Here is a 24,296-nt window from a genome sequence, read left to right on the forward strand (position 1 = left end):
ATCATCCTTTTTCATTATGGATAGGGGAGATGATGCGGGCTGGAACGCCGACCGCCGTCACATGGCCGGGAATTCGGCTGATAACCGCAGCCCCCGCGCCGATAACGGACCAAGGGCCGATGTCAATCTGCGGTATGACGGACGCGCCGATTCCGATGTGCGTTCCTTCCCCGATTTTCACTCCGCCGGCAAGCGCCGCGCGCGGTGAAAGATGGACGTAATCTCCGATTGCATTGTCATGATCGGCAACCGCCCCCGTATTGATGATGCAATGGGCGCCGATGTCAGCGCCCGCCTGAATGACGGCACCCGCCATCACAACCGTTCCGTGTCCGACGGAAGCCGTTTCACTGACGATCGCCCCGGGGTGAATGAGTGTGGCATAATCGTCATGTTCAATCCCAAGCGTTTCAGCGAGCTGCTTTCTGACGCCGTTGCGGCCGATGCATATCGTGAACACGGCCTCGGGGACGAGTTTCCGAAGCATGTGCACGTCTTTCGTCCGGCCCGTATATAAACCGTTCCGAACGGCAAAACCGCTGAATCCGTCATCCAATATGCCCGCAAGCTCCATATCAGAACGGGCCTGCACGATTTCTCTCACGACTTTTCCGTGTCCGCCGTTTCCGATCAGCACGACCTTTTTCACGATGACATGTCTCCGCTGCCTGTGAAGCGCTTTGCCGTCACTTGGCCGGCTTGGTGTATGCCTTCTGACACGAGAACTTTTTTCACTGTTAAAAGCAGAATCTTTAAGTCGAGAAGAAATGTGCGGTTGTCGACGTACCACACGTCGAGCTTGAATTTTTCCTCCCATGAAATCGCGTTTCTCCCGTTAATCTGCGCCCAGCCCGTAATCCCCGGCTTCACCTCGTGCCGCCGCGCCTGCTCCGCCGTGTAAAGCGGAAGATAATCCATCAGCAGAGGGCGGGGGCCGACAAGACTGATATCGCCTTTGAGCACATTAAAAAGCTGGGGAAGCTCATCGATGCTCAGTTTTCTGATCAGCCTTCCCGTTTTGGTCAGGCGGAGATGATCCGGAAGCAGCACACCGTTTTTATCACGCGCATCCGTCATCGTTCTGAGTTTATACAACGTAAACGGACGCCCGTTATGCCCCGGTCTCGTCTGTTTGAACAATACCGGAGACCCGATGGCGCATCTGACGGCTGCCATGGCGAAGAGAAGGATGACGCTCGCGCCGCACAATAACAACATCGCGGCCGCTATATCAAATACACGTTTCGCCTTCAAATCTGAACAGCTCCTTTCACTTTTCGGCATTTCTGTAAAGCAAGCCGCCTTTCTTCTTTCGTACAAATGAAGAAAAAAGCGAATGCGGCATAGCTTATGCATACGGCAAGCCCCGCGGCGATCAGGCCGGCCCAGCTGTCAAGCGGTGAAAACAGCCGGATTCCCCGGCAGACAGCCCAGGCAAATACGGCCGCCGCCAACGGTCCGAACATTCCTTTATAAAACGCGGTTTTCTGAAAACCAGTAATATGTGAAACATACAGCGGCGTGAAGACGGCATTTTTCAAAATGAGGGAGACAGCCCCGGCAATGGTGATGCCGTACAGCCCGAGATGTGCCGGTCCGCTGAGAACCACGGCCAATATGACATTCAGTCCGCCTAAACATAAAGTAACGACGGCGGGCGTTTTTTGTTTATTAAAAGCCGTCCATACGTAAAAAAGCGGCATGACAGAGAGACTGACCGCCAAATACGCGGCGTGAATGTATAAAAGCGGCGCCGTCTGCACAAACGACGGGCCCAGCCAAATCGCCAGAAACGGTTCGGCAAGCCCTCCTAATAATGCGGCGGGAAGCGCGAGCAGAAGCCCGTTCATCCGCACAGCCTTATTGGCGTAAGACAGGAGACCTTCCATATCCCCTTTTGAATAGTAGGAAGTCAAAACCGGCGCAAACAGTGAAGCAAGCGTCCCGGCAAGACTTCTGAGCAGGAGCGGGAATTGAATAATCGCCGCATAGACACCCGCTTCAGACGGCCCCAGCACAAGGTTGGCCGTCATGAGGTCAATCTGCAGAAACAGCAGCACGCCGATCTGGTTGACAGAGCTCCAGGCACCGGCCGAAAACAGCACTTTGCTCGTTTGTAATGACAAGGTTTTACGGCTGAAAGAAAACCACGGAATCAATTTCTTAAAGAAGAAAAAAGTCAGCACGGCCGCACAGACAGCTCCCGCTAATGCCGAAAGCTGGATCTGCCAGATTTTCGGCGGCAGGCACGTAAACAGAGCGAGCACACACAGCACCCTGACCAGCATTTGCACGGCCTGAATGGAACTTGTGATATAAAGCTTGTTGGCAAAAAACGGCCCCGTCGCGAATCCCGCCATAAAAAACGTCAGCATAAACAGCACGCTGCCGATTACGATGGACAGCCTCACATCCGTTAGCAGCCCGGCCGGTACATTCATAATCTTGTCAATAAAAAAAGCCGTCCCGGCGAGCGGCACAGCGAGTAATAGAGATATCACGACAGACGCGGCTAAATAATTGCTTACATACGCATTGGCCTCGTCCCTGTTCCCCCTGTGGGCGGCGACGGAGAAAAACCTCACAACGACAGAGCTCAGCGCAACGGTAATAATAGAGAAATAGTTAATGATATTCTGTGTCAGATGGACAAACCCAAAAGCCTCCACACCTAATGTTTTCACGATAAAGGGCGTCATCCACACTGATAAAAACACCGATAGTAAAAACGCCGTCACATTTGCGCCGAAATTAATGGCAAATTTCATGCTCCTTCCGCACTGCCTTTCTCTTTCGATTTCCGTTCGAAAAACGCATGCAGAAGAAGTGGAAGGCGCATTTTGCACAGGCCGAGCACCACGCGCTCCCCCGCCAGCAGCTGTTTATGCCGGCATGGCGTGCTGCGCACCGCCGTTTTTACCATGTCATACGTTAAGATTCTGCCGATGTGCGCCGTAATCTGATGTGACGGCTGCGGGGCGGCGCATGCGTTGGCGATCAGCATCGGAATCTGATGCTTGCACAAATATGTATCAATATCGCTCCGGCAGGCGTCCGTCAGCCCGTTCGCCTCATAAAAAGCCATTTTCGCTTTATATTGCTTTTGCAGTTCTTGATCTAAGTGGGGCTTAAACGGTGTTTCTGTAAGACTTTGCGGATTTTCCCGGTAGATATACAGCCCTTCGTCTATCACTTTGACACGTGCGGCTTGGCGGAACGCTGCCAAGTTAAACGGAGAGTCCTCGGCAAACCGGATATCTTCATGGAACAACAGTCCTTGCAATGATTCTCGCCGGTATATATAGCGCCACACATACCAAATAAACCGATGTTCGTGCGCGCGGGTCAGCAATGCAGTCATTTCATCCGCTGTGAAGACGCGGCCCGGCGGAAGGGACGGCGGCATATACGTTCGTTTCTTAGACGGCGTTTCCTTATAATAACCGCAGCCGGCGATATCCAGCCGGTTCTTCTCCGCTTCTTCATAAAGCCTTTCGAACATCGTTTCCGTCACATAGTCATCGCCGTCCGCAAAACCGATATAACGGCCGCGGGCGGCTTTTATTCCGGCATTGCGAGCCGAGCTGAGGCCGCCGTTTTTTTTATGAATCACCCGGATTCTCGCATCTTCTGCGGCGAATTGTTCAGCAATCCGGCCTGACTGATCCGGTGAGCCGTCATTGACGAAAATGATTTCGATGTCTCTCAGCGTCTGTTTTGTTAAAGAAACCGCGCATTCTTTAATAAAAGGCTCTGTCTTATACATCGGCACGATCACGCTCACAAGCGGCGCGGTCATTGGGCATCACCGCTGATTTTCGAGCGCAGCCCGGCAAAATAAACACTGCGCAAAGAACCGCCTTCCTCATGATTGCCGCTGAGCAGCCGGTTTACGGCGGCCGTTACAGCTTCAGGTTCTGGACGTTCAAGCAATGTCATGTTCGGTATGTTTTTCAGCCATTGATAGCCTTCCATCACTTTATGATCAAACGAACGAATGACGACACAAGGCGTTTTCGTCAGCGCACAAAAAATCATCCCGTGAAGCCTGTCAGTGACGACGGCTTCCGCGCCTTTCAGCGTATTCCAAAGCGCTTCCAGCTCCTTTTCGCGTGTATGGCGGCTGACCCTCCGGCCGACCGTCGTCGTAAAGGAATACAGCTCGCCGTACTCTTTGGCCAAAGCTTCTTTTACCATCGTTCTGTCCTCAGCCGTCAGCGCACTCTCCTTATCCTCCCGTAAACAGAGGTAGATCCCTTCCCGCGGGATGCCCCGCTCGCTTTTATCCAAATATAAGACCATGTCAGGCTGTTTGAGCACTGTTTTTCCGGGAAAATGACGCTTCATCCATTGATACGTCGTCTCATCTCTCGCCATTAACAAAAGGTCGGGATGCGCATTGTACACTTTTCGGGCGCGCTTCAGTTCCTTCCGTCCCTTTTTTGATTCAGAAAAGTGAGCCGTCGCCGGAAGCTGAACGATCCGATATTCCCGGAATGTTTTGATAATAAAGCGGCGCGTCCATTCCTCATACCGGTACAAATCCCCCATGTTCCCGCCGCCGATGATGAATACCATATCATCGGGGTGGCGCTTTTTGATCAGCGCTTTTGCCGATCTGTATATATCCTTCATATCCACTTCGACAATGTCAAAATCGGGATACTCCCGTTCAAGAAACGTTTTGCTTGCGTAGGCGATGGCGTGATCGCCGAGATTATCGTGGGACGGGAGCAGCGTCAGAATGATCTTTTTTCTTGCCGCTGTAAGCCCCGCCCCATCCGCTGCCGTTCCGAAATGAAATTGGGACGGATATTTGACCTTAAGCAACAGCCATTCGGCGAGATTGATTTTTAAAGATTGTATCGACATGTCTTCACCCTCTGATTTTCATTTTGTACTCGATTGCCCGCTGATACGCGGCTGATGCCAGCGACACGAACGGAATCAGCTTCAGCTTCGCCAAAAGCAGAAGGCATGAGCGTTTGGCGTCAAACGGCGCCGTTCCGGTTTTGGAAAGGCTCAGGCGGAACACGGGATCAGCGCATATCCGGCTGATATTCTTCCACTTCTCAGAAAACCGGCCGCCGTTATTTCGCTTCCATTCATTCAGCAGGCAGACTGTTCCATGCTGAACGATGAAAAAATCCAGCTCCTGCCGGTATTCCTGTAAGCAGCCGTTTTCACGCAAAAAAGCCTCGTTCAGCCGATAGAGAACGAGACCTGAGTCAAACAGCTTTTTCTGATAGCTTTGCACAATGGAAGTCAAGTGAATCCGATAATGGTAGAGCGGCTGATCCACGTACGAGACCGCACCTGCGAAAACATGCGCCCGGAGGCTGAAGTACTGATCCTCCACGTGCTCCAGCTCATCACGAAGCGGAAAGCGCAGCTGATGATGCTCGATCATGGTTCTTTTGTACAGCTTGTTCCATGAAAAACCGCTGACTCTTCCTTCAAATAAATCTTTCAGGTACAGTTGTTTCGGGCGGCCCTCGTACGCTGAAGCGATCGTTGAAACGGCGGTTTTCCCGGTATCCGCGAATTCGGCCGCATATTCGCAAATCACGAGATCAGCCTGATCAGCCTTCGCTTTTTTATACATGCGCAGGCAATAATCAGGTTCAACCCAGTCGTCCGCATCAATAAAAGCGATAAATTCGCCGCGCGCCGCCTCGATTCCCCTGTTGCGGACGGCTCCGAGCCCCCGGTTTTGCTGATGAATGACCCTGATTCTCCCATCCCGCTTCTGATAGGTTTCAAGAATCGCCGGGCTTTGATCCGTTGACCCGTCATTAACGGCCACGATTTCGATATTGGCGAGCGACTGATTGAGCAATGAATCTAAGCATGTTTCTAAATAAGTTTCCGTATTATACACAGCAATTAATAAACTGACCGCGGGTGTTTCCATATAAACCTCCAGTGTTCATTACCGGGAAAAAATCGTTCTGTACGGAAGCACAGACGAATCGACCGGCATAAGCAAGTAACTGTAAAGAAAATAACAGACAATAATGGCGATATAAATCAGCGCATTTGATTTTTCATCAAAAATCCTCACAAAATAAGGGATCAGGATCATTTGGTACAGGCCGAAATATATATTAAACCGGGCAAAAATAACATCCTTTGTCGCCAAAAGACCGAAGAGCAGGCCGAGCAGACAGAAATTCACGATGACATCAATGTCAGGCCAGAGCTTCCGCAGCCGCTCCCGATAGCAGAAAGCCAAAAACAGCGGCAGAAGCAGCACCGCGATTTTTACGACGTTCATCCCGTTCGTATTGGTCATCAGCCATTTCTCATAATGGCCGTACGAGCTGTTTTCCAGCACGACGACAAACAGCGAAATGAACTTCTGATACAGGAACGTCATAAGAAGAAACAATGCCGACAGTCCGAAAATCGCGGGCGACCAGGCTCTTTTTCTGACGAGAAAATAAACCGGAATCATAATCAGCGCTGAGGAATGAAAAAGCGAACACAGCAGCACGATTGACATATAACGCTTCCAGCTTCCGCTGATCACGTAGCGGACGGCCCAAAACAAAACGGCCGCCACCATATACTGCCTGATCCCGTTAAAGGAAGCGTAATAGTGATACGTGCCCAAAAACAAAAACACACTCAGCTCAAACGGACGGCCAAACTCAACGAGCCCCTTTAAAATAAAGCTGCACGTCACGACCGCCACGGTGAAATACATGATTTGCGGATCTTTCGTGATAAAATTCATGAGCCAGATGAGAGCCGTAAACCCCGGATCAACGGCTGCTTTTTTCGCTCCGAATCCGAAGATCTCCCAAATGCTGCCATAATTTCCCGCCAGCTTGTACATCAGCGCGTACGTCTGAAAATCCGTCCCGACTCTGTAGCGCAAACCGGAGACCAATACGAGCGATAGCAGCGGAACGATCATGACGAGCTGATTCGGCCGGTATCCGGTCGAAAGCGATTGATCACGCCCGCCGCACATTTTCGCGAACCATGACCAAATATACACAATTCCCATATTGACTACGTATACAATCATTCGTTACTGTTCCTTTTTCCAATTCATATTATAAAGCTTCATAACAGCCCCCGCATTTTCTCCCGCATCATATCCCTGCCGTCTGAGGGTTTCTTTAATGCGCGCCCCGTCAGGCTTTGCCGCCTCTGCTGCCCGTAAAACCGCGGATACCCATTGTCCGGGCGGTTCTTTGAGGCTGAGCCTTTTGACCAGCCCGAGCCCGGCATCGGCTTCTTCCGTTATGCCGTCTGATATCACGCACGGCACCCCGGAGGCCTGCGCTTCAACGAGCGTGACGGGCAGCCCTTCATAAAGAGACGGCATGACAAATACATCCAGCGTTTTCAGCAGGGCATGAACGCGGTCTTCTATGCCGATAAAACGCACATCATCATCAAGCCCCAGCTTCGCCGCCAGATTTTCCATGTCGGTGCGAAGCGGACCGTCTCCGGCGAGAATCAGCTGTAAACCGATGCCCCGCTCTTTCATATCAGCGGCCAGCCGGAGCAGAAATTCATGGTTTTTTTCTTCTGTAAAGCGGCCGATATGGCCGATCAGCAAACGGCCGTCCGCAATGCCCCGCTTCCTTTTTTCAGCTTCTGTGTCCGCGCACCCGCCGGCAAATAAGTCGAGATCAATGCCGTTCGGCAAAAGATGCACGTCTTTTTCTTTCCCGAATAAGAAACGGCCCGCGTCTTCCCCGCAGGCGCACAGTGCCGTGGCGTTTGCCGTGATCAGCCGTCTGAAAACAAACAGCTGCATCCCGGCAAGCCGCGACGCCCGCCCCCGCCACGACGTACTGTGCGAATGGCAGATCCGCACCGGGACGCCGGCTAAACGAGCGGCAAGCGCGATGAATCCAGACTGAAAATCGGTATGGGCGTGCACGGCGGCAAACGGGCCTTTTTCCTGAATCACCCGTTTGACCTGTTTCACAAATGTAATCGGGTTTGTGCTGCCGATGCTCGGCACATAAAAAAGCCGTCCGCCGAGAGCGAGAATTTCCTCATCATAAGCGCACGGATCGTTCCTATGGGTTAAAAAATCAAACTGCACCTTCGTTCTGTCCATCTTCCGGTACAAATTCATCATCATCGTTTCTGCGCCGCCCCTGTTCATCCCGCTGAAGATGTGCAGCACCCGCATCGGTTTGTCAGTCATGTTCGGCAAGCCCTTCTTTTTGGCGGATGTCCCTGTTTTTATGATAACGGTTCATGACCGCGGGCGGCGTAATGGCGCGGATGAGCGGTTTTGCGATATAAGCATAATGGGAAAGCGGCAGCTTCAGCCGTCTGCATGCCTGAAAAACGAGGACCGCATTATCAATGGAATACGTAAACGATCTCCTTTTAAACGCATCACTGTCCTCTCTGACTTTATACAGCGTTTCTTGGAGATTGTACCCCCGGAAACCCGCTTCAAAAAAGCGCAGCCACAAATCGATATCCTCCATCCGCCGCGTCCGCCTGACTGACCGGTAGCCGTCAAGCGCTTTGTACGCTTCAGCCCGCATCATAATGGTGCCGTGGCAGAATGGTGTGCCTTGCGCCATAATTCCCGGTTTCGGCACGGGCGGCAAAAGCCGGGCGCCCCTTACACCGAATTCGTCAAATACGAGCATCCCCGTGCCTACGACTTGATAGTGGGCGTGCTTGTTTAAGAAAGCGGCCTGTTTTTCCAGTCTCCTCGGGTTGGAGATGTCATCACCGTCCTGCCTGGCGATATAATCCCCCGTTGCGTATGTCAGACAGCGGTTCAGCGAAGCGGCAAGCCGTTGATTTGTCTTATTTTGAATCAGCGTGATCCGGTCGCCGTAATGATCCGCGTAACGGCGCGCAATCTGATACGTTCCGTCAGTTGACGCGTCATCACACATAATCAGTTCCCAATTCTTATAAGATTGGCTCAGGATGGATTCAATACTCTCCGCTAAAGTCTCTTCGCAATTATAAATTCCCATGATCACGGAAATTTTCGGTTGTGCTCCTGCATTCATACGCTTTTCTCCTTTTTATCCATATAACCGGCGTAAATGTGCGCCATTTCCTTTACCGTACGTGTTTCAGAAAAACATTCCGCCGTGCTGCGCCCTTTTTGCCCCATTGCTTTTCGCAGACCCGGGGAGCGGTACAGCTTTTCAATTCGATCGGCAAACGCCGCGCTCTCCCCGGCCGGCACGAGAAAACCGTTCACGCCGTCTTCGATGATCTCACGGTGCCCCCTGTTGTCCGCGGCAACGGCGGGCTTTTCGGCAGCCATTCCTTCAAGCAGATTCATGCCGAGTCCTTCGCGGATGCTTGAGGCGACAGACAGATCGGCAAGCTGAATCAGTTCATGAATATCGCGGCAAAAACCGTAAAACCGCACCATGTCGGATACACCGAGTGATTCAGCCTTTTTTCTGTACGGCGCTTCCATCGCGCCTTCTCCGGCAAAAACGAGTTTCAGCTCCGGAATGCGGTTCTTCAGCAATGCCGCAGTCTCAATGAGAAGTCCCTGGTTTTTATTGCCGTTTAATTCAGCGGGGTATACGAGAATAAATTCCCCGGCGCCGAAGCCGTGTTTTTCTCTCAGACGTTCACTCTCTTCCCGGCTCACAGGGCGAAACCTGTCTGTATTCACCCCGATGCCGTGTATTTTTTTCGCGCCGCAAGCTGTTTTTTTCATTTGTTTGGCCCGTTCGTAATCCTCTTCATTAATCGTAATCAGACAATCCGTATAAGAAGAAAGAAATTTTTCGATCGGGTAATAAAGAAGCCAGTTTTTTAGGGGCGCTCCGTCGCAGAAGTGAAAGCCGTGCGCGGTGTACAGCACCTTTGTCCCTTTTTGGCGCGCTTGTCTCGCAGCAAGGCGTGCGAGCACGCCGCCGACCGGCGTATGACAGTGAATCATGTCGTAGCCGTTGTCCTGAATGAGCCGTTTCAGCCGCCTGTAAACAGAAAGATTTTCGGGATGAAACGGCGAGCGCCGGATCGGAATGGAAAACTTTTCATCAACGAAAGGAAGATTCATATTGCCGCCTGCCGCGACGTGCACTTCCCACCCCATATCCTGAAACCATTGAAAATACGGAAGATGAAAGGCTTTAAAATGATAATCGACAGTGGCGCAGAATAATACTTTTTTCGTCATCTATCTGTCCTCCCATCACACGCCTGCGGCCGCTTCTTCATGTACTGATTCGATCGCCTCAAACAGCCTTTTTCTCAGCTCTTCTTCAGGCAGACGGCTGAACTCCTCCATAAAACGGATGAGCACGGCCCAATTCCCGTCCACCGCTTTCCCGATATGGATTTTCGGAAAAATCTGCTCCGTATGTACTTCATTATGATTCAGCAATTCTTCATACATCTTTTCTCCCGGGCGGATGCCGGAGAATTCGATGGGAATCTGTTCTGTCGTATAGCCTGATAAATGAATCAGGTTTTTGGCCAGATCGACGATTTTGACGGGTTCTCCCATATCCAGAACGAAAATCTGCCGCCCTTTTGCAAGCGCCCCCGCCTGAATGACGAGTCTTGACGCTTCGGGGATCGTCATAAAATATCTTGTCATCGCCGGATGCGTGACGGTGACGGGTCCGCCTTTTTCAATCTGCTTTTTGAAAATCGGAATGACGCTGCCGCGGCTTCCGAGCACATTTCCGAAACGGACGGCGGCGAATTTGGTGCGGCTGACCTTTCCGAGGTTCATGATGACCATTTCCGCAAACCGTTTCGTCGCCCCCATGACATTGGCCGGATTGACCGCTTTGTCAGAAGAAATCAGCACGAATGTTTCCGTTCCGCACATGTCGGCGGCTTCGGCGACATTTTTCGTGCCGATAATGTTGTTTTTAACGGCTTCTTCCGGATTATGTTCCATTAACGGCACATGTTTATGGGCAGCCGCATGATAGACGACGTGCGGCTCGTATTTTTTCATCAAAGTAAAGATTTTATCTCTGTCCTGAATATCGGCGATCTCCGCATGAAAGAGCACCTCTTTGCCGAAGCGTGCGGACAGCTCGGTATGTACAGAATGAATGCTGTTTTCCCCGTGGCCGAGAAGGACGATTTCCCGCGGAAGAAACGCGCTGATCTGGCGGCAGATTTCAGAACCGATTGAGCCGCCGGCGCCCGTGACCAGAATCGTTTTTCCCTTGATACTGTCAGAAATTTTGCTCGTATCAAGGGTGATCGGCTTTCTGCCGAGCAGATCTTCGGCTTTTACATCTCTGATGTGTCCGGCAGCCTGCGTTCCGAGCAGGATCTCGTCAAATTGCGGCATGATTTTAATATGGGCGCCCGTCTGCACACATTCTTTGTATAATGTCTGAAGCTCATGGGTGCAAAGAGACGGAATGGCAATGATGATATGGTGAATTCTCAGCCTCTGCACCGCCGGCATAATGCTTTCTTTTCCGCCGATGACGGGCAGGCCCATGATTTCGAGCTTATGCTTCGTCTGATCATCATCAATAAAAGCCACAGGCATGATTCCGAGATCGTTTTTCTGGGTAAGCTGACGGACGAGCAGCGTCCCCCCCGAACCTGCGCCGATGATCAGCGCCCTGGAAGAGTCATTTTGCTTCCTGCCGATCGTTTCTTTCAGCACCCGTGAAATCATCCGGCTTCCTCCGATGAACAATAGCTGAACCATCCAGCTGACGGCCAACAGCCGGAACAAAATCGTGTGGAACACCCCGTATTGGACGGCCGCTGTTACGGCTGCTGACAGCGTGATCCCCTTCATCAAGGCAAGCAGCTCGCCTATTCCCGTGTACGTCCATACCTGCTTATACTGGTGAAACATAAAAGCGCATACATGATGGCTGATCAGCATGCTCACGGCAGTCAGCAGCAACGCTCCGGAGTCATAAAAGTGATAAGAATCCTCAAAAAATTGATATCCTATAACAACGGAAAGTAAAACGAGATACGTATCCAATGCAAAAATCATTGAAAGTCTTCTCCGGTAAGTCAATCTTTCCCCTCCTCATTTATCGGTTTAGCTGATACGGTTTTCGTAAAAACAGACATAACAGCTAAGCCGATAACAATGCATCATCTTAAGATAAATTGGGCATTTAACCCGTCCTCACACCCCGCCACCGACGACCAGCATCTAAGGCAGCGAAAAACGCCGCCCACAGCAGAGCCGAGTGCCTCCGTTGATAAAGGTAAGGAGACATCACCTGCACCGCTCAATACGAGTAGTGCTCCGTTTTTTTGATTTTCTTTTTATTCAGCAGCGCCCCCAAAAGCTTTGCCTTTGACTGCTGGAGCGCGTCTCTCGCCTTTTGGACGGTATCCATTTTCGTTTTTCCGCTCAAGACGACGAGAACGCTTCCATCTGTCTGATTCGCTAAAATCTGTCCGTCCGCCACAGCCAAAAGCGGAGGTGAATCGAAAATAACCAGACTGTACCGGCTGTACATCTCCTGAATCAGCTCTCCCATCGCCTTTGAAGATAAAAGCTCAGCCGGATTCGGCGGCGTCGGCCCGCTCGTTAAGACATAGAGGTTGTCAATCAGCGTTTTTTGCACCGTTTCGCCGAGGGAAGCGTTTCCGACTAACACATTTGTCAGGCCTTGTACATTTTCAAGCTGATAGGTCTCGTGTATCGTCGGTTTTCGTAAATCCGCATCGACGAGCAGCACCTTTTTTTCCTGCTGCGCAAATACCGCGGCAAGGTTGGCGGCGCTGAATGATTTTCCTTCTCCCGGAACGGAAGAAGTGACGAGAATAGAGCGCAAATGGGTCTGAACAGAGGAGAACTCAATATTTGTCCGAATGGTGCGGTATTGTTCAGCCACCAATGATTTGTGATGTAAAACGGATATTTGAGCCAGTCCCCTTCTTGATTTCTTTTTTCTGAATCCCAAACGCCTCACTCCCCGAAATGTTTTTCATCAGACCGTGTCTGCTGATTTTTGATGTCATACACAACCCCTAAAACAGGCAAGTCTGTTTTTTCGCTGAGCTGCCGCTCGCTTTTAACGGTTTCATCAAGAAAATGGAGAAAAAACGCAAGCGTCACACCCGCCATGAGAGCCGCACCGAACGCCATCATGATATTTCGGATGCGCGAAGGCTTGACCATCGGACTTTCCGATGCTTTTGCCTCAGACAAAACAATGACGCCTTTTATATTCATCCTGTCACGGACTTCTTTTTTAAATGTCTTCATCAGCGTGTTCGCTATAGCGGCGGCCTGTTTCGGATTCTCGTCCTGCACCGCTACGGTAATGATCTCTGAATCGGTTTCGCTGCTTGTCGTGATCTTTGCTTTTAAAGCGGATGCCGTCTCAGAAAGATGCAGTGTCTGCTTCACTTTCTCAAGCACAACCGGGCTTTTCATTATCGTTTGAAACGTATTGTTGTAATGAAGATTCAGCTGAACGTCGCTGAGATTCGAATTTTTTTCACCGCTTGTTTCATGAATGAGCACTTGGGTCGATGACTGATAAACGGGCGAAATCACCCGGAATTGGATGTATCCCGTCACCAGCGTTACAACTGCTGTCATGATAAAAATCAGTAAAAGTCTGTGTTTAATAATGTCAAATAATTCTTTAAAACTCATATTCTCATTCATGTAATTACAGCCTCATCCTTATTGCATCAGGCTTAAACGCCCCCTTCTGTTAATAATTGGATTATAAAAGAAAAGGTCGAAATTTGAAAATTTCAAATTAAGCCATTTAGTTCTTTTTAGAGAACATTATCATGATTTTCCTCTTATTTACTGCACTTACCTTATAATTTTAAATTTTATAAAGAACGAAAGATTTCTTATAATGAACAAAAAAAGCCAGTATACAGGGGAGAATTCAGCACAATGATTGGAAGAATAATTCGTTTATACCGCAGAAGAAAAGGCTACTCTATTAATCAGCTAGCAGTTGAAGCAGGTGTCTCTAAATCTTATTTAAGCAAGATAGAACGGGGGGTTCACTCAAATCCGTCCATCCAATTTCTGAAAAAAGTATCCGCCACCCTGCAGGTCGATCTGACGGAGCTTTTTGATGCCGAAACGATGCTGCATCACATGGGGGGCACGGAAGATGAGTGGCGCATCCACCTTGTGCAGGCCGTGCAGTCGGGCATGCCGAAAGAAGAACTGTTCACCTTTACGAACAAACTGACTGAAAAACGCCCGGAGCCCGCACCCTACCGCAACAGAAAACTGACTGAATCCAACATTGAGGAATGGAAAGCGCTGATGCAGGAAGCCAAAGAACTCGGCTTGTCCGTTCAGGAAGTCAGATCATTTTTAGAACGGAAGCGTTACTGATGATATGCTGATGAAAAGGCTTTTATTCGCTTCATGTCTTCATCTCTGTTTATAATGAAAAGAAAAAAGGGGATGAAATGATGACAAAACTTACCGTTCAAACCCGCTCCGGCGCACTGAAAGGAACTGCCGGCCGCGGTGCCCGCACATGGAAGGGCATACCGTACGCGAAGCCGCCCGTCGGAGAGCTGAGATTTAAAGCGCCGGAGCCGCCCGCACCTTGGGACGGCGTAAAACATGCCGATTCGTTCGGACCGGTTTGTCCGCAGCCGGATGATATGCTGTCTATATCGTTTTCCGGAGATGTACCGCCTCAATCTGAAGATTGCCTTTACCTCAATGTTTTCGCCCCCGATTCAGAGGGCGAAAACAAGCCTGTCATGGTATGGATACACGGCGGGGCATTTTATTTAGGTGCCGGAAACGAACCGCTTTACGACGGATCTGCCCTTGCCGCTGACGGAGATGTCATTGTAGTGACACTCAATTACAGGCTCGGACCATTCGGCTTTTTACATTTATCTTCTATTCATGACGCGTATTCCGCCAATATCGGGCTGCTTGATCAGATCGCCGCGCTGCGCTGGGTGAGGGACAATATCTCCGAATTTGGAGGAGACCCGGATAACGTCACGATATTTGGTGAATCGGCAGGCGGCATGAGCATCGCCTCCCTTATGGCAATGCCTGACGCAAAAGGCCTGTTTCATAAAGCCATTTTAGAAAGCGGCGCCTCTCATACGATCCCGGCGGACATGGCAAAAGACATCGCGGCGGCATTTATTCATGAAGCCGGCACTGATCAATTGCAGGAGCTTTCCGTTAATGACCTGCTTAAGACTGCGGATAAAGTGCGGCGCTCACTAGATCAAAACATTTTTCAGCTTTTGTTTCAGCCCGCCATCGATCCGGCCACATTGCCTGCGGAACCGGTGAAAGCCATAGCAGACGGGGCCGCAGAAGGCATACCTATGATCATCGGAACCAATCGTGATGAAGCATATTTGTTTTTCACCCCTGATACAGACATTCATTCCGAGAAAAAGCAGCAAGATTATTTGCATTATCACCTCGGAGAGAACTGCACCGGGCAAGCGGCAGATTTATATCCGCATTCATTAAAGGGACAAATCGATATGATGACGGATCTGATTTTCTGGCGGCCGGCTGTCGCTTTCGCACAAGGACAGTCGCAGCACGCACCGGTCTGGATGTACCGCTTTGATTGGCATGGCGAAACACCGCCGTTTCATAAAGCCGTTCACGCTCTGGAATTGCCGTTTGTGTTCGGAAACTTTGATTCTTTGAGAAAGACGCTGCAAGAACCGCTCGGTGACGACGCAGAACAGCTATCCAAACAAATCCAATCCGTATGGCTCGCTTTTGCAAAAACCGGAAACCCGAACACCTCTCACTTCAATTGGCCTGAATATGAAACCGATTCACGCGAAACTTTGCTTTTCAACACGGATACCGCTGTCGAAAGTGATCCCGATTCAGCAAAACGCCGCATCCTGTTTCAAGCATAAAAAACGCCAAGGGAGCCGGCTCCCTTGGCGTTTCGTTTTCATCTTACTTTGACATCAGTCAGTTTCGCAGTATATCCATTTCCACATTACCCCTGATATATATGTTATATTCTAACCCAATACGTTAACCAAACATTCATAAAGGAGTTTTTATATGGAGAAATCAAGTATTATCGGCACAGCTGCCATTATAATCGGGGCGCTTATGACCTTAGTTTCATTTATCTTCCTGCGCGACACTGATTTCTATGCCGTGAGGTGGATAGGGGTTGTTATCATGGTTGCAGGATTTTCATGCGGGCCGGCCCACACCATTTCAAAACATAAAAACAAACATGAAAAAGAAACCCGGTAACCTTTACTGGGTTTCTTTCATACACTTCATGTTATCTCACTTCATAATGCAACTCCGCAAATTGCTTATAGCGCCTGACATCAGTCAGCTTCAGCCCTGTCTCCCGGTCTCCTGGTTTGAACAAAGAAATTCCGCGGCCGAGCAGAACGGGGGCGATCTGAATGATAAACTCATCGACAAGTTTTTGCTCCAAAACCGGGTGCAGCAGATCATTCCCGCCGACAATCCAAATCCGCTTGCCTTCTCGGCGTTTCAATGCTTTTATAAAATCGGCAGGCTCTTCATGAATAAACCGCACATGTTCAGTACGCCCGGTCAATGTCCGCGAAAACACATAGCATTCTTTACCTTTGTACGGAAATTCCTCAGGCAATAAAACCAATATTTCTTCGTATGTTTTTCTGCCCATGATGATCGTATCGACAGATTCATAGAAAGCTTCATAATCGGTGCCGTCTTCACCTTCAGTTCCGATTAACCAATCTAAAGAATGATTTTCCCGTGCAAGATAGCCATCTGCGCTGACAGCTCCGTAAAAAACGAGCTTTCTTTGACCGCTCATAAAAATCCCTCCCCCTTTTTTATTATACCTTGAACATACGGATGAAATGAAAAAATGATAGAATCGGGTAAAAACCCCCGTTACCGAGTTTTCGTTTCTTCCTGTTTTGGAGATGCTGTTAATATGCCGTCTATCCATCTTCCGGTAATCGGCATAAAGAAATGAAGGATGATCCCTCCTAAACAAACGGTTAATAACGTTCCGATGCCTACCGGACCTTTTAGCATCACGGCCAGTATGAAAAATATGAAGTAAATGACCGTTCTTGAAAAAAAGATGCTTCTCCCGGTTAATTCGCGGACAATTAACGTTAACCGATCAACCGGGATCGGGGCGAAATTTGTGTGCAGATAGGTTGCGGTTCCTATCCCTATCACAACTAAACCGATTGCAAAACAGCCCGCTTTTCCGTACCATAGTTCAGGCGTTATGACTCGATGCAGAAAAAAAAGCCACATATCAATCCCGATTCCCGTTATAAACGCCGTAATCATCCCTGAAAATTCCGGCCTTTGCCTTTTTAACATTGAATTACAGCAAATTAACAGGAAAGCGATGATGATTTCCCAGCTTCCCACGGTAAGCCCTGCATGGACGGACAATCCCACAATAAGCGCATCAAAAGGCGACGTTCCAAGATCTGATTGAATCGTGACAGAAATACCAAAGGTCAAGATCATGATTCCTAAAACATAAAAAACATATTTCACTTTATCGTCCTCATTTTCTTATTTTACGTTGCAAATACAACAAAATTACGGTATGTTTACTATACGGTATTTTTATTGCAAATACAACAAAAAATCAACTGATATGATAAATGAAGAAAGGAGCTGTATGACCATGAGTATTCAATTAAAAAAGTGCAGCCTTAACGATATAACAGAGCTCCGGGAGATAAGCATTGAAACATTCAATGATACATTTAAGGATCAAAATTCACCTGAAAATATGAAAGCTTATTTGGAAAATGCATTCCGCTCTGAACAGCTGAAAAAGGAATTATCCAATCTGTCTTCTCAATTCTATTTTGTTTATTATCATGATGATCTTGCGGGGTATGTAAAAGTCAACATGAACGAAGCACAGTCAGAAAAAATGGGTGAAGATTCTCTTGAGATTGAGAGAATTTATATAAGAAAAAACCATCAGAAACACGGGCTTGGCAAATATCTGCTGAATGAAGCTGTGAAAATCGCAACAGCACACAATAAAAAGAACATCTGGCTGGGCGTATGGGAAAAAAACGAAAATGCAATCGCCTTTTATCAAAAAATGGGGTTTGTCCAAACCGGAGAACACTCTTTTTATATGGGGGATGATAAACAAGTCGACATTATCATGACCAAAACCCTGTCGTAAAAGGATACAAAAAAACCCGGCCAAGCTGCCGGGTTTTTTCTCTTATTTTAATTTTCCCGCACGGATATCATCGGTCATTCCTTCGTACGGCGCTTCTGAAATCAGTGCTTCGTTATTGATTCCCGCATTGTTGAGATACGTAATATCCGCAAACTCGGGAACGACATATTTCGGGTATGTTTCATATTTCTCACGTGACTCTTTCATCACGTCAATGTAATCATTTTGGTAGCACACCGTGATTTCCGGATGCTCATGCACCCATTTCGGGAAGAAAATAATTCCGTGCATCCGTTTTTCATTCGGCATAAAGTTTAAGGAAACGTCTGTGCCTGTCGGTTCAGTCCATGACACTTTGTATACGCCTTCTGTCAGCTTGACGATATTCACTTCCTGATCGCGCACCCAGCGGCCGCCTACCATTCCGCTATGAATCCGATAGTCGATCGTATGATCATTTTTAATATAGATTTCATACTCCCAGCCGTTTTCATACGTGTAAATCATATGGCTTCCGATAAAGTTTTCCATGTTGACTCACTCTCCATATTATTATTGAACTTCATAAACATCTAACCGAATGTCATCCGGCAATCGGACCGCAGCCCCGATAAACAGCCGGTCCTGCAGATGCTGATATGCCTCGCTGCTTGTTTCAAACACAGGCACAGTACGGAAATAAACATGCTCGGGATCAATGATGCGGTTCACTGACTCATAAATGACTTTTTTAAAGAAGGTTCATTCAAGGACGTATCACCTCCCGAGACATTATGTTTATTTGAACATGTAACTATTTACACGTTTAATTGTAACGCTGTTAAAATGGACTGTCAAATAATGAGCTGTTTCTGATTATGTTTTCCAATGTTCAATGAAAAAAGACAAGGGCGGCAAATGCCGGCCCCTTGTCTTTTTCGTTTAGTGTATGCTCATACCAGACGAGCGTCTTCTTAGTAATCACAATCTTTATCTCTGCATTCTTTCTTTCTTACAGCGTCTATTGAGTGCCCCATGATCTTGTCATTGGCCTTATCATACATACCATCGAATTTATTCGATGTATCATCGTTGTAATAGCCAAATACCTCTATCCCGCCCATTGGATCTATCTCGTATTTATCTTTAAATGTAACGTTATGTATGCCTTCATAATTCGCTTTGATAAATTTCTCCATTCGTTCTTGAGCAATCTTTATCTCTTCAGCCTGAACATTTTTATCATTCATACTCTTCATTATAAAACCTCCGGCCGCTATTAAGATAATGAAGATAATAATATATTTTTTCACATAACTCATCCTTTCCATGAGTTATGATGAAGTTCGCGAACTAGAAAAAATGGTCGGTGACATCCGGTGCAATAATTCATACAAAAACAGACGCCATTTAGGAGCGACTTAAAGTTTTTCTTCAATGTTCACAGCGGATCATATAAACCGGCAAACAAGAGAACTTCTTTATTTTGCGTCTTTTAGTATTCACATTCTTTTTCCTGACATTCGGGTTTCTCTTCCGCATCGACTAACGATATCCCTATTTCATCATTCATTTTGTCATAAAGTCCGAAAAATTCTTTTTCCTTATTACCATTCAAGTACCCTTCAATGGAAATTCCCCCCATAGGGTCTATTTTGTAATCGTCATCGTATGTAATGTGCTTTATATTTTTGTAATTAGCTTTTATATAGCTTTCCATTTTATCTTTCGCTTGGTTAAAAAGTTCTTGCTCTGCTTCTTTTTTATCATGGTGGTACTTCATGTAGATACTTCCTGACGCTATAGTTATTACAAATATCAGGACAACCATGTATTTCTTCACAGACTCATCCTTTCTTAGATTAAATTTACATCAACCTCAGAGTGTTGTACATGTCTAAAAAATATCAATGTATCAAGTATCAGTGATCGAGAATACTTTTATATAAGCGTTAGTTAGACTATCCTAAAAGTGTGCGAATTTCTACAAAAGCTTATAGTTAGATCTAGGTTAAATGAAGTGATGAAGGAGAAAGGAATTCAAAGCCAAAAGGATTTGGCTGATTTAGTTGGTTCTACTGAGGTTACGATAAGCAGATTTAAAACAAATACAAGATATGATATCACAACACTATTCATTATTAACAGAGGATTAAATGTACCTATGGAAAATTTGTTTTATGTTGAGGAGATTAGAGGAAGAGCAATACAACAAAATTAGCCCAGCTCGATTGAGCAGGCTAATTTATCTTGTACAAAGATTATCTTTACATTCTTCCTTTGGTTCGGCATCAACCGTATACGACAATATTTCTTTATTGTTTGGATCATACAGACCTTCAAACTCTTTTTTTCCGTTAGTATAACCCTTAACACTAATACCGCCCATTGGGTTAATATAGTAATCCTCAGAAAAATGGATATCTTTCACATTTTTATAGTTCGTTGTTAAAAACTTTTTCATTTGATTCTGGGCTTCTTCGAATAACGCAATCTCTTTTTCCTTTTGATCATACTGATGCTTCATAAAAAGTCCCCCAACTGCTATAATTATTAAAATAAGGATAATTATGTACTTTTTCTTTTTCATTTGGAAATCAACCCTTTCCTGTCTCATTTTACAAAAATAAGGAGGCGTTGTATATGAATTACAAGATTAAAGTTCCAAAAATAACAGATAAAACTTATTATACGCTAAGTCAGGAATCTTACAACCGCGAAGGATTAGCTGATAAATTGAAAACGGGGAAACCGATACAAACAGACCAAAAAACTTATTGGTACGTTGAAAAAATAAAAACTGACGAAGATACCGGATTGGACGCGGTTGTACTATCACAAGGGGAAAAAACACAAGATGGTAAATGGATAAAATCAAAAAACCCCGAAAACGTGGTCGTCGCCTTTGCGGGAACCGATATCGGAAAAGACCCGATCAATGACGGCGTAAAAGCGGACGGCGGCAATATTGTTTTCGGAAATGATCCGAAAACAGAAGTACATTATATTGTAAAAAAAGACGCAAAGGATACATCAAAAACACTCGGAACCTATCACGGAACGCCCTCTCAAGACGCCATGCTCACAACCGGAAAGTATAAGCTGATAACGAAAACATCGCAAATCGATCAGGCCGATCAGCTGGTACGCGGCGTAAAGAAAAAGTATGCCGGAACGTCAACGATTATTTCAACAACCGGCCATTCACTCGGCGGCGCTGAGGCCGAATACAGCGCGGTGAATAATGATGTTTATGCCGTCGCGTTTAACAGTCCTTCCGTCGTGAAACTGCACGATGAGGAAACACAGAAAGACATCAACAGCGGCATTTACGATCCTTACATCCGGTCAATTATCAATCCGGACGACATGGTCGGGGCGGGTTATTGGAACGAATATGACCGCCACAACGGGACAACGATTTATACGAAAAACCCCTCGCTCTCACAGTTCAGCCGAAAGCAGCGGCTTGATGGGAACTTAAACGAGCAGATCAGCAAGAATCTCGCTTATTTCTTCACTACCGTCATTCTGAGAAATCCGGATACACACGGCTTAAACGAAGCAAATTTCGTGTTCGACAGAAACGGCACTATTGCAAATCCGAACGGAGATGAGTTAGTCTTCGATAAAAACCTCGGCGCTCTTCTGCCGGCCGGTGCGATCGGAAGCGCAGATACAATAAAAGTAACGCCGAAAAACGCAAAGAAGCTGGCTGAAAAGGTGCAGGCTATGACTGAGGATTTGCGGACGATGAAAAAAGAAGCGCAAAACGCCTATCAGGAGCACGATGAAAAAGTCGCCGAGCTGAAAACAGAATTTTACGGCCAAGTCGGACACGGCTTGTTTGATCAGCTTCAAGCACAGGACGTGACCAATACCATTGAAGATATTGCGCAATCCTACGATAAAGGCCCGATTTTTTATGACACTCAGGCTGAGCAGGCGTTTATTGATTCCTTGCAGGCGGCGATTACGGACCTTGAAGAAATCGGCGGATTCTTACATAAAATAGCAGACGAATTTCAGGAAAAAGACCAGATGCTCGCAAACTGGTTAAGATGATAGAGGTGGATACATAATGCCGACATTAGACGAACTTTTAGAACACAAGGACGACCCGATGAAGAAAAGGCTGCAGCGGCAGATGCTGAAAACCGTCATGACACAGGCAGCGGGGACAAAACTGGAGACAGTGCGCCGAACGCTGAAACCGACATTCGAAATGGATACGTTGAAAGATGAATTATATGAAGTGTATTCAGCACTATTGAACAGCTTTGAAGGTAAGGCGCAAAAAGCTCTCGCACAGCGGATCAGTGAAAGTGCGCGGCTGATTGCCGGAACCGAACATAACAGAGACACATTCGTTAACAGTTTCAAAACAAGATAAAATAAAAAAACCTCGCAGATGTATTATCTGCGAGGTTTTTCCTATCGTCTTAACTGAGACGCGCTCGGAGGGATTCGAACCCCCGACAGACGTGGTACCGGAAACCACCGCTCTATCCAACTGAGCTACGAGCGCACGTTTTTTCAATCAGATACCTTTAAATTATAATAAAGAAACGCACAGAAAGCAACTCTTTTTTGATAATGCACAACAGGATTATGCAGCGTCCTCATGCAGCATAATCCTGCATCGTTTACCGGCATTGATTTTCACAAAAAACCCATTTCAGGCGGACTGTCCCCCGGCTCGGTACATTTTCAGCCACTGCAGAAAAAGCGGTAATCACCCGTTTCAGCTTCTTTTCCAAATGTCCTTTAACGTCCAATAGGTGAATTCCTCAACCTTTACGGCGCCTTTCTCAGAAAACAGCTCAATCCCCAATCTGCCTTCATTCGGATAGATACGGCTTGTCATCGTTGTTTCTCCATGATTGGCGAATACTTCAATCGAGGATCTGTCAATAAAGATACGCAGCGCCAGCTTGCCGTTTGTATCCGTCTGCACCCTTCTCACACCGTCTTTCGCTTTCCCCATCTTGGTGCAATCAAGCGTCAGCTTTTTATCCGTTAGATTGTATGTCAGCACAAGTTCTTCTTCATCAAGGCCGCGAATCTTAAAACCTGCCGTTTCGGCATCAGAATCGTTCACATCAAACACGGCCCGGACTTCAAGCAGGTCTTCGGACGTCTTTGCCAAGTAACTCCCTGAAAGCGATCGTCCGGCACATTCCCGGTATTCCATTTTCCGCAGCTGCTTGGTTTCTTCCACGGGGTTCATCAAAAGTTTATGATCATCACGCAATGTCAGTTCTCGCGGCAACGTCAGTGCACCGCACCATCCGTCCGCTTTTGTCGGCATCTCAGATTCCCACATATCCATCCAGCCGATGGCAATTCTGCGTCCTTTATCATCTAATAATGTTTGCACGGCGTAAAAGTCATGGCCGTGATCCAGTTCTTTAAAAGCGCCGTGTGTAAATTTGTTTGTTTCATCATGATAGTCACCGATTAAATAACCGGTTTGATGTAAATTTTGATATGAATCACCGTCCGCCTCGATCCCCTGGGGCGAAATCAGCAGGACATGCTTGCCGCCTAATTCAAAGAAATCAGGACATTCCCACATATAGCCGAGATTACCGTCACTTTGGGCGAGAACCCCGCCGTATTCCCAATCACGCAAATCAGGTGAACGGTATAAAACGACCCGTCCGACGTTTTCTTTTGAAGAGTTGCCGATGACCATATACCAAACATCGCGATGCTTCCATACTTTCGGATCGCGGAAATGACGGGCGCTGTCTTCCGGCGGTTCCGCAATAACAGGGTTTTCCTGAAGCTTTTCAAACACGATTCCATCTTGGCTGACAGCGATATTTTGAGTTTGATAGAATAGGTCTTTCTCTTGATCAATTATATTATGTCCTGTATAGATGAGGGCTAATCTTCCATGATCATCGACCGCGCTTCCCGAAAAACAGCCGCTTTGGTCGAATGCATCGCCCGGAGCTAAGGCAACCGGCAGGTGCTCCCAATGAATGAGATCTTTACTTTTTACATGTCCCCAATGCATCGGCCCCCAATGCTCATCATACGGATGATGCTGAAAAAAGACGTGGTATTCTCCTTTAAATTGAATAAGCCCGTTCGGATCATTGATCCAATTCGCCCGGGGCATAATATGGTACCCCAATCGATATCTTTGTTTCACTTTACCCTCGGCTTCCTTCAAAGCTTCTTCCGCCTGCTGAATTCTATCCATTT

27 protein-coding genes, 1 tRNA gene and 1 pseudogene are annotated in these 24,296 nt (G+C 47.4%); 7 read left to right on the forward strand and 22 right to left on the reverse strand.

What is annotated here, in order from left to right:
* Position 1: 1 nt before the first annotated feature.
* The 13 genes from MY7_RS14630 to MY7_RS14690 form a co-directional block, all read right to left on the reverse strand.
* Positions 2 to 649, reverse strand: a complete 648-nt coding sequence (locus MY7_RS14630; RefSeq protein WP_007613916.1) for an acetyltransferase — start codon at positions 647 to 649, stop codon at positions 2 to 4.
* Positions 646 to 1,254 carry a sugar transferase gene (locus MY7_RS14635; RefSeq protein WP_007613917.1) on the reverse strand — a complete coding sequence of 203 codons (609 nt, stop codon included), beginning with the start codon at positions 1,252 to 1,254 and terminating at the stop codon, positions 646 to 648. The genes MY7_RS14630 and MY7_RS14635 overlap by 4 nt, the downstream gene beginning before the upstream one ends.
* Entirely contained in the window at positions 1,251 to 2,768 is a 1,518-nt protein-coding gene (locus MY7_RS14640; RefSeq protein WP_007613919.1) for an MATE family efflux transporter, read from the reverse strand. The genes MY7_RS14635 and MY7_RS14640 overlap by 4 nt, the downstream gene beginning before the upstream one ends.
* Positions 2,765 to 3,799: a glycosyltransferase gene (locus tag MY7_RS14645; RefSeq protein ID WP_007613921.1), complete on the reverse strand. Its 1,035-nt coding sequence runs from the start codon at positions 3,797 to 3,799 to the stop codon at positions 2,765 to 2,767. The genes MY7_RS14640 and MY7_RS14645 overlap by 4 nt, the downstream gene beginning before the upstream one ends.
* Positions 3,796 to 4,872 (reverse strand): polysaccharide pyruvyl transferase family protein, encoded by a 1,077-nt coding sequence (locus tag MY7_RS14650; protein WP_007613923.1) that lies wholly within the window; start codon positions 4,870 to 4,872, stop codon positions 3,796 to 3,798. Before MY7_RS14650 ends, MY7_RS14645 begins: the two co-directional genes overlap by 4 nt.
* Positions 4,873 to 4,876: 4 nt before the next feature.
* Entirely contained in the window at positions 4,877 to 5,914 is a 1,038-nt protein-coding gene (locus MY7_RS14655; protein WP_007613925.1) for a glycosyltransferase family 2 protein, read from the reverse strand.
* A gap of 18 nt (positions 5,915 to 5,932) precedes the next feature.
* Positions 5,933 to 7,036, reverse strand: a complete 1,104-nt coding sequence (locus tag MY7_RS14660) for an EpsG family protein (protein ID WP_007613926.1) — start codon at positions 7,034 to 7,036, stop codon at positions 5,933 to 5,935.
* 3 nt (positions 7,037 to 7,039) lie between these two features.
* Complete coding sequence (locus tag MY7_RS14665; RefSeq protein WP_007613927.1) at positions 7,040 to 8,176, reverse strand: glycosyltransferase family 1 protein; 1,137 nt, start codon at positions 8,174 to 8,176, stop codon at positions 7,040 to 7,042.
* Positions 8,169 to 9,011 carry a glycosyltransferase family 2 protein gene (locus MY7_RS14670; protein ID WP_007613928.1) on the reverse strand — a complete coding sequence of 281 codons (843 nt, stop codon included), beginning with the start codon at positions 9,009 to 9,011 and terminating at the stop codon, positions 8,169 to 8,171. Before MY7_RS14670 ends, MY7_RS14665 begins: the two co-directional genes overlap by 8 nt.
* Positions 9,008 to 10,147 (reverse strand): glycosyltransferase family 4 protein, encoded by a 1,140-nt coding sequence (locus tag MY7_RS14675; RefSeq protein WP_007613929.1) that lies wholly within the window; start codon positions 10,145 to 10,147, stop codon positions 9,008 to 9,010. Before MY7_RS14675 ends, MY7_RS14670 begins: the two co-directional genes overlap by 4 nt.
* Before the next feature lie 15 nt (positions 10,148 to 10,162).
* Entirely contained in the window at positions 10,163 to 11,980 is a 1,818-nt protein-coding gene (locus MY7_RS14680) for a polysaccharide biosynthesis protein (protein WP_171971827.1), read from the reverse strand.
* Positions 11,981 to 12,200: 220 nt separating this feature from the next.
* The gene (locus MY7_RS14685; protein WP_007407393.1) at positions 12,201 to 12,881 is read right to left on the reverse strand and encodes a CpsD/CapB family tyrosine-protein kinase; all 681 of its coding nucleotides are present in this window, start codon (positions 12,879 to 12,881) and stop codon (positions 12,201 to 12,203) included.
* A 5-nt stretch (positions 12,882 to 12,886) separates the two neighbouring features.
* Positions 12,887 to 13,594 (reverse strand): YveK family protein, encoded by a 708-nt coding sequence (locus MY7_RS14690; RefSeq protein WP_007613932.1) that lies wholly within the window; start codon positions 13,592 to 13,594, stop codon positions 12,887 to 12,889.
* A gap of 243 nt (positions 13,595 to 13,837) precedes the next feature.
* On the opposite strand from MY7_RS14690, the gene slrR reads away from it, so the two are divergent.
* The 3 genes from slrR to MY7_RS14705 all read left to right on the forward strand — a co-directional run bounded on the left by slrR (position 13,838) and on the right by MY7_RS14705 (position 16,177).
* Positions 13,838 to 14,293, forward strand: coding sequence for an HTH-type transcriptional regulator SlrR (gene slrR / locus MY7_RS14695; RefSeq protein WP_003151541.1), 456 nt, complete (start codon positions 13,838 to 13,840; stop codon positions 14,291 to 14,293).
* Between the two features lie 80 nt (positions 14,294 to 14,373).
* Positions 14,374 to 15,822 (forward strand): carboxylesterase/lipase family protein, encoded by a 1,449-nt coding sequence (locus MY7_RS14700; RefSeq protein ID WP_029325824.1) that lies wholly within the window; start codon positions 14,374 to 14,376, stop codon positions 15,820 to 15,822.
* 154 nt (positions 15,823 to 15,976) lie between these two features.
* A complete protein-coding gene (locus MY7_RS14705; RefSeq protein ID WP_007613938.1) occupies positions 15,977 to 16,177 on the forward strand; it encodes a hypothetical protein in 201 nt (66 codons plus the stop codon).
* 31 nt (positions 16,178 to 16,208) lie between these two features.
* Here MY7_RS14705 and MY7_RS14710 read toward each other — a convergent pair whose 3' ends face one another.
* Complete coding sequence (locus MY7_RS14710) at positions 16,209 to 16,739, reverse strand: dihydrofolate reductase family protein (RefSeq protein ID WP_007613953.1); 531 nt, start codon at positions 16,737 to 16,739, stop codon at positions 16,209 to 16,211.
* 80 nt (positions 16,740 to 16,819) lie between these two features.
* Positions 16,820 to 17,449: a YczE/YyaS/YitT family protein gene (locus tag MY7_RS14715; protein WP_025853513.1), complete on the reverse strand. Its 630-nt coding sequence runs from the start codon at positions 17,447 to 17,449 to the stop codon at positions 16,820 to 16,822.
* A 133-nt stretch (positions 17,450 to 17,582) separates the two neighbouring features.
* Between MY7_RS14715 and MY7_RS14720 the strand changes: the two genes are divergently transcribed.
* Positions 17,583 to 18,101, forward strand: a complete 519-nt coding sequence (locus MY7_RS14720) for a GNAT family N-acetyltransferase (protein ID WP_029325823.1) — start codon at positions 17,583 to 17,585, stop codon at positions 18,099 to 18,101.
* Positions 18,102 to 18,143: 42 nt separating this feature from the next.
* On the opposite strand, the gene MY7_RS14725 is transcribed toward MY7_RS14720, so the two are convergent.
* The 4 genes and pseudogenes from MY7_RS14725 to MY7_RS14735 form a co-directional block, all read right to left on the reverse strand.
* A complete protein-coding gene (locus tag MY7_RS14725; RefSeq protein ID WP_007407400.1) occupies positions 18,144 to 18,632 on the reverse strand; it encodes a phenolic acid decarboxylase in 489 nt (162 codons plus the stop codon).
* Between the two features lie 21 nt (positions 18,633 to 18,653).
* Positions 18,654 to 18,815: pseudogene (locus MY7_RS19360) on the reverse strand (DUF3237 family protein); the annotation flags it as partial.
* A 239-nt stretch (positions 18,816 to 19,054) separates the two neighbouring features.
* Positions 19,055 to 19,339, reverse strand: a complete 285-nt coding sequence (locus tag MY7_RS14730; RefSeq protein ID WP_050585489.1) for a DUF1433 domain-containing protein — start codon at positions 19,337 to 19,339, stop codon at positions 19,055 to 19,057.
* A gap of 236 nt (positions 19,340 to 19,575) precedes the next feature.
* Positions 19,576 to 19,863: a DUF1433 domain-containing protein gene (locus MY7_RS14735; RefSeq protein ID WP_029325822.1), complete on the reverse strand. Its 288-nt coding sequence runs from the start codon at positions 19,861 to 19,863 to the stop codon at positions 19,576 to 19,578.
* Positions 19,864 to 20,052: 189 nt separating this feature from the next.
* Between MY7_RS14735 and MY7_RS14740 the strand changes: the two genes are divergently transcribed.
* The gene (locus MY7_RS14740; RefSeq protein ID WP_260627201.1) at positions 20,053 to 20,301 is read left to right on the forward strand and encodes a helix-turn-helix transcriptional regulator; all 249 of its coding nucleotides are present in this window, start codon (positions 20,053 to 20,055) and stop codon (positions 20,299 to 20,301) included.
* A 24-nt stretch (positions 20,302 to 20,325) separates the two neighbouring features.
* On the opposite strand, the gene MY7_RS14745 is transcribed toward MY7_RS14740, so the two are convergent.
* Positions 20,326 to 20,670, reverse strand: coding sequence for a DUF1433 domain-containing protein (locus MY7_RS14745; protein WP_029325820.1), 345 nt, complete (start codon positions 20,668 to 20,670; stop codon positions 20,326 to 20,328).
* 53 nt (positions 20,671 to 20,723) lie between these two features.
* Between MY7_RS14745 and MY7_RS14750 the strand changes: the two genes are divergently transcribed.
* Positions 20,724 to 22,145: a hypothetical protein gene (locus MY7_RS14750; protein ID WP_007613965.1), complete on the forward strand. Its 1,422-nt coding sequence runs from the start codon at positions 20,724 to 20,726 to the stop codon at positions 22,143 to 22,145.
* Between the two features lie 16 nt (positions 22,146 to 22,161).
* On the forward strand, positions 22,162 to 22,473 hold the full coding sequence (locus tag MY7_RS14755; RefSeq protein ID WP_007613966.1) for a hypothetical protein: 312 nt from the start codon (positions 22,162 to 22,164) through the stop codon (positions 22,471 to 22,473).
* A gap of 59 nt (positions 22,474 to 22,532) precedes the next feature.
* Here MY7_RS14755 and MY7_RS14760 read toward each other — a convergent pair.
* Both MY7_RS14760 and MY7_RS14765 read right to left on the reverse strand, forming a co-directional pair.
* A tRNA-Arg gene (locus tag MY7_RS14760) sits at positions 22,533 to 22,608 on the reverse strand.
* A 216-nt stretch (positions 22,609 to 22,824) separates the two neighbouring features.
* Positions 22,825 to 24,294 carry a glycoside hydrolase family 32 protein gene (locus MY7_RS14765; RefSeq protein WP_007613974.1) on the reverse strand — a complete coding sequence of 490 codons (1,470 nt, stop codon included), beginning with the start codon at positions 24,292 to 24,294 and terminating at the stop codon, positions 22,825 to 22,827.
* Between the last annotated feature and the right edge of the window lie 2 nt (positions 24,295 to 24,296).

It is taken from the genome of Bacillus sp. 5B6, assembly GCF_000259405.1.
Taxonomy (GTDB): Bacteria; Bacillota; Bacilli; order Bacillales; family Bacillaceae; genus Bacillus; species Bacillus velezensis.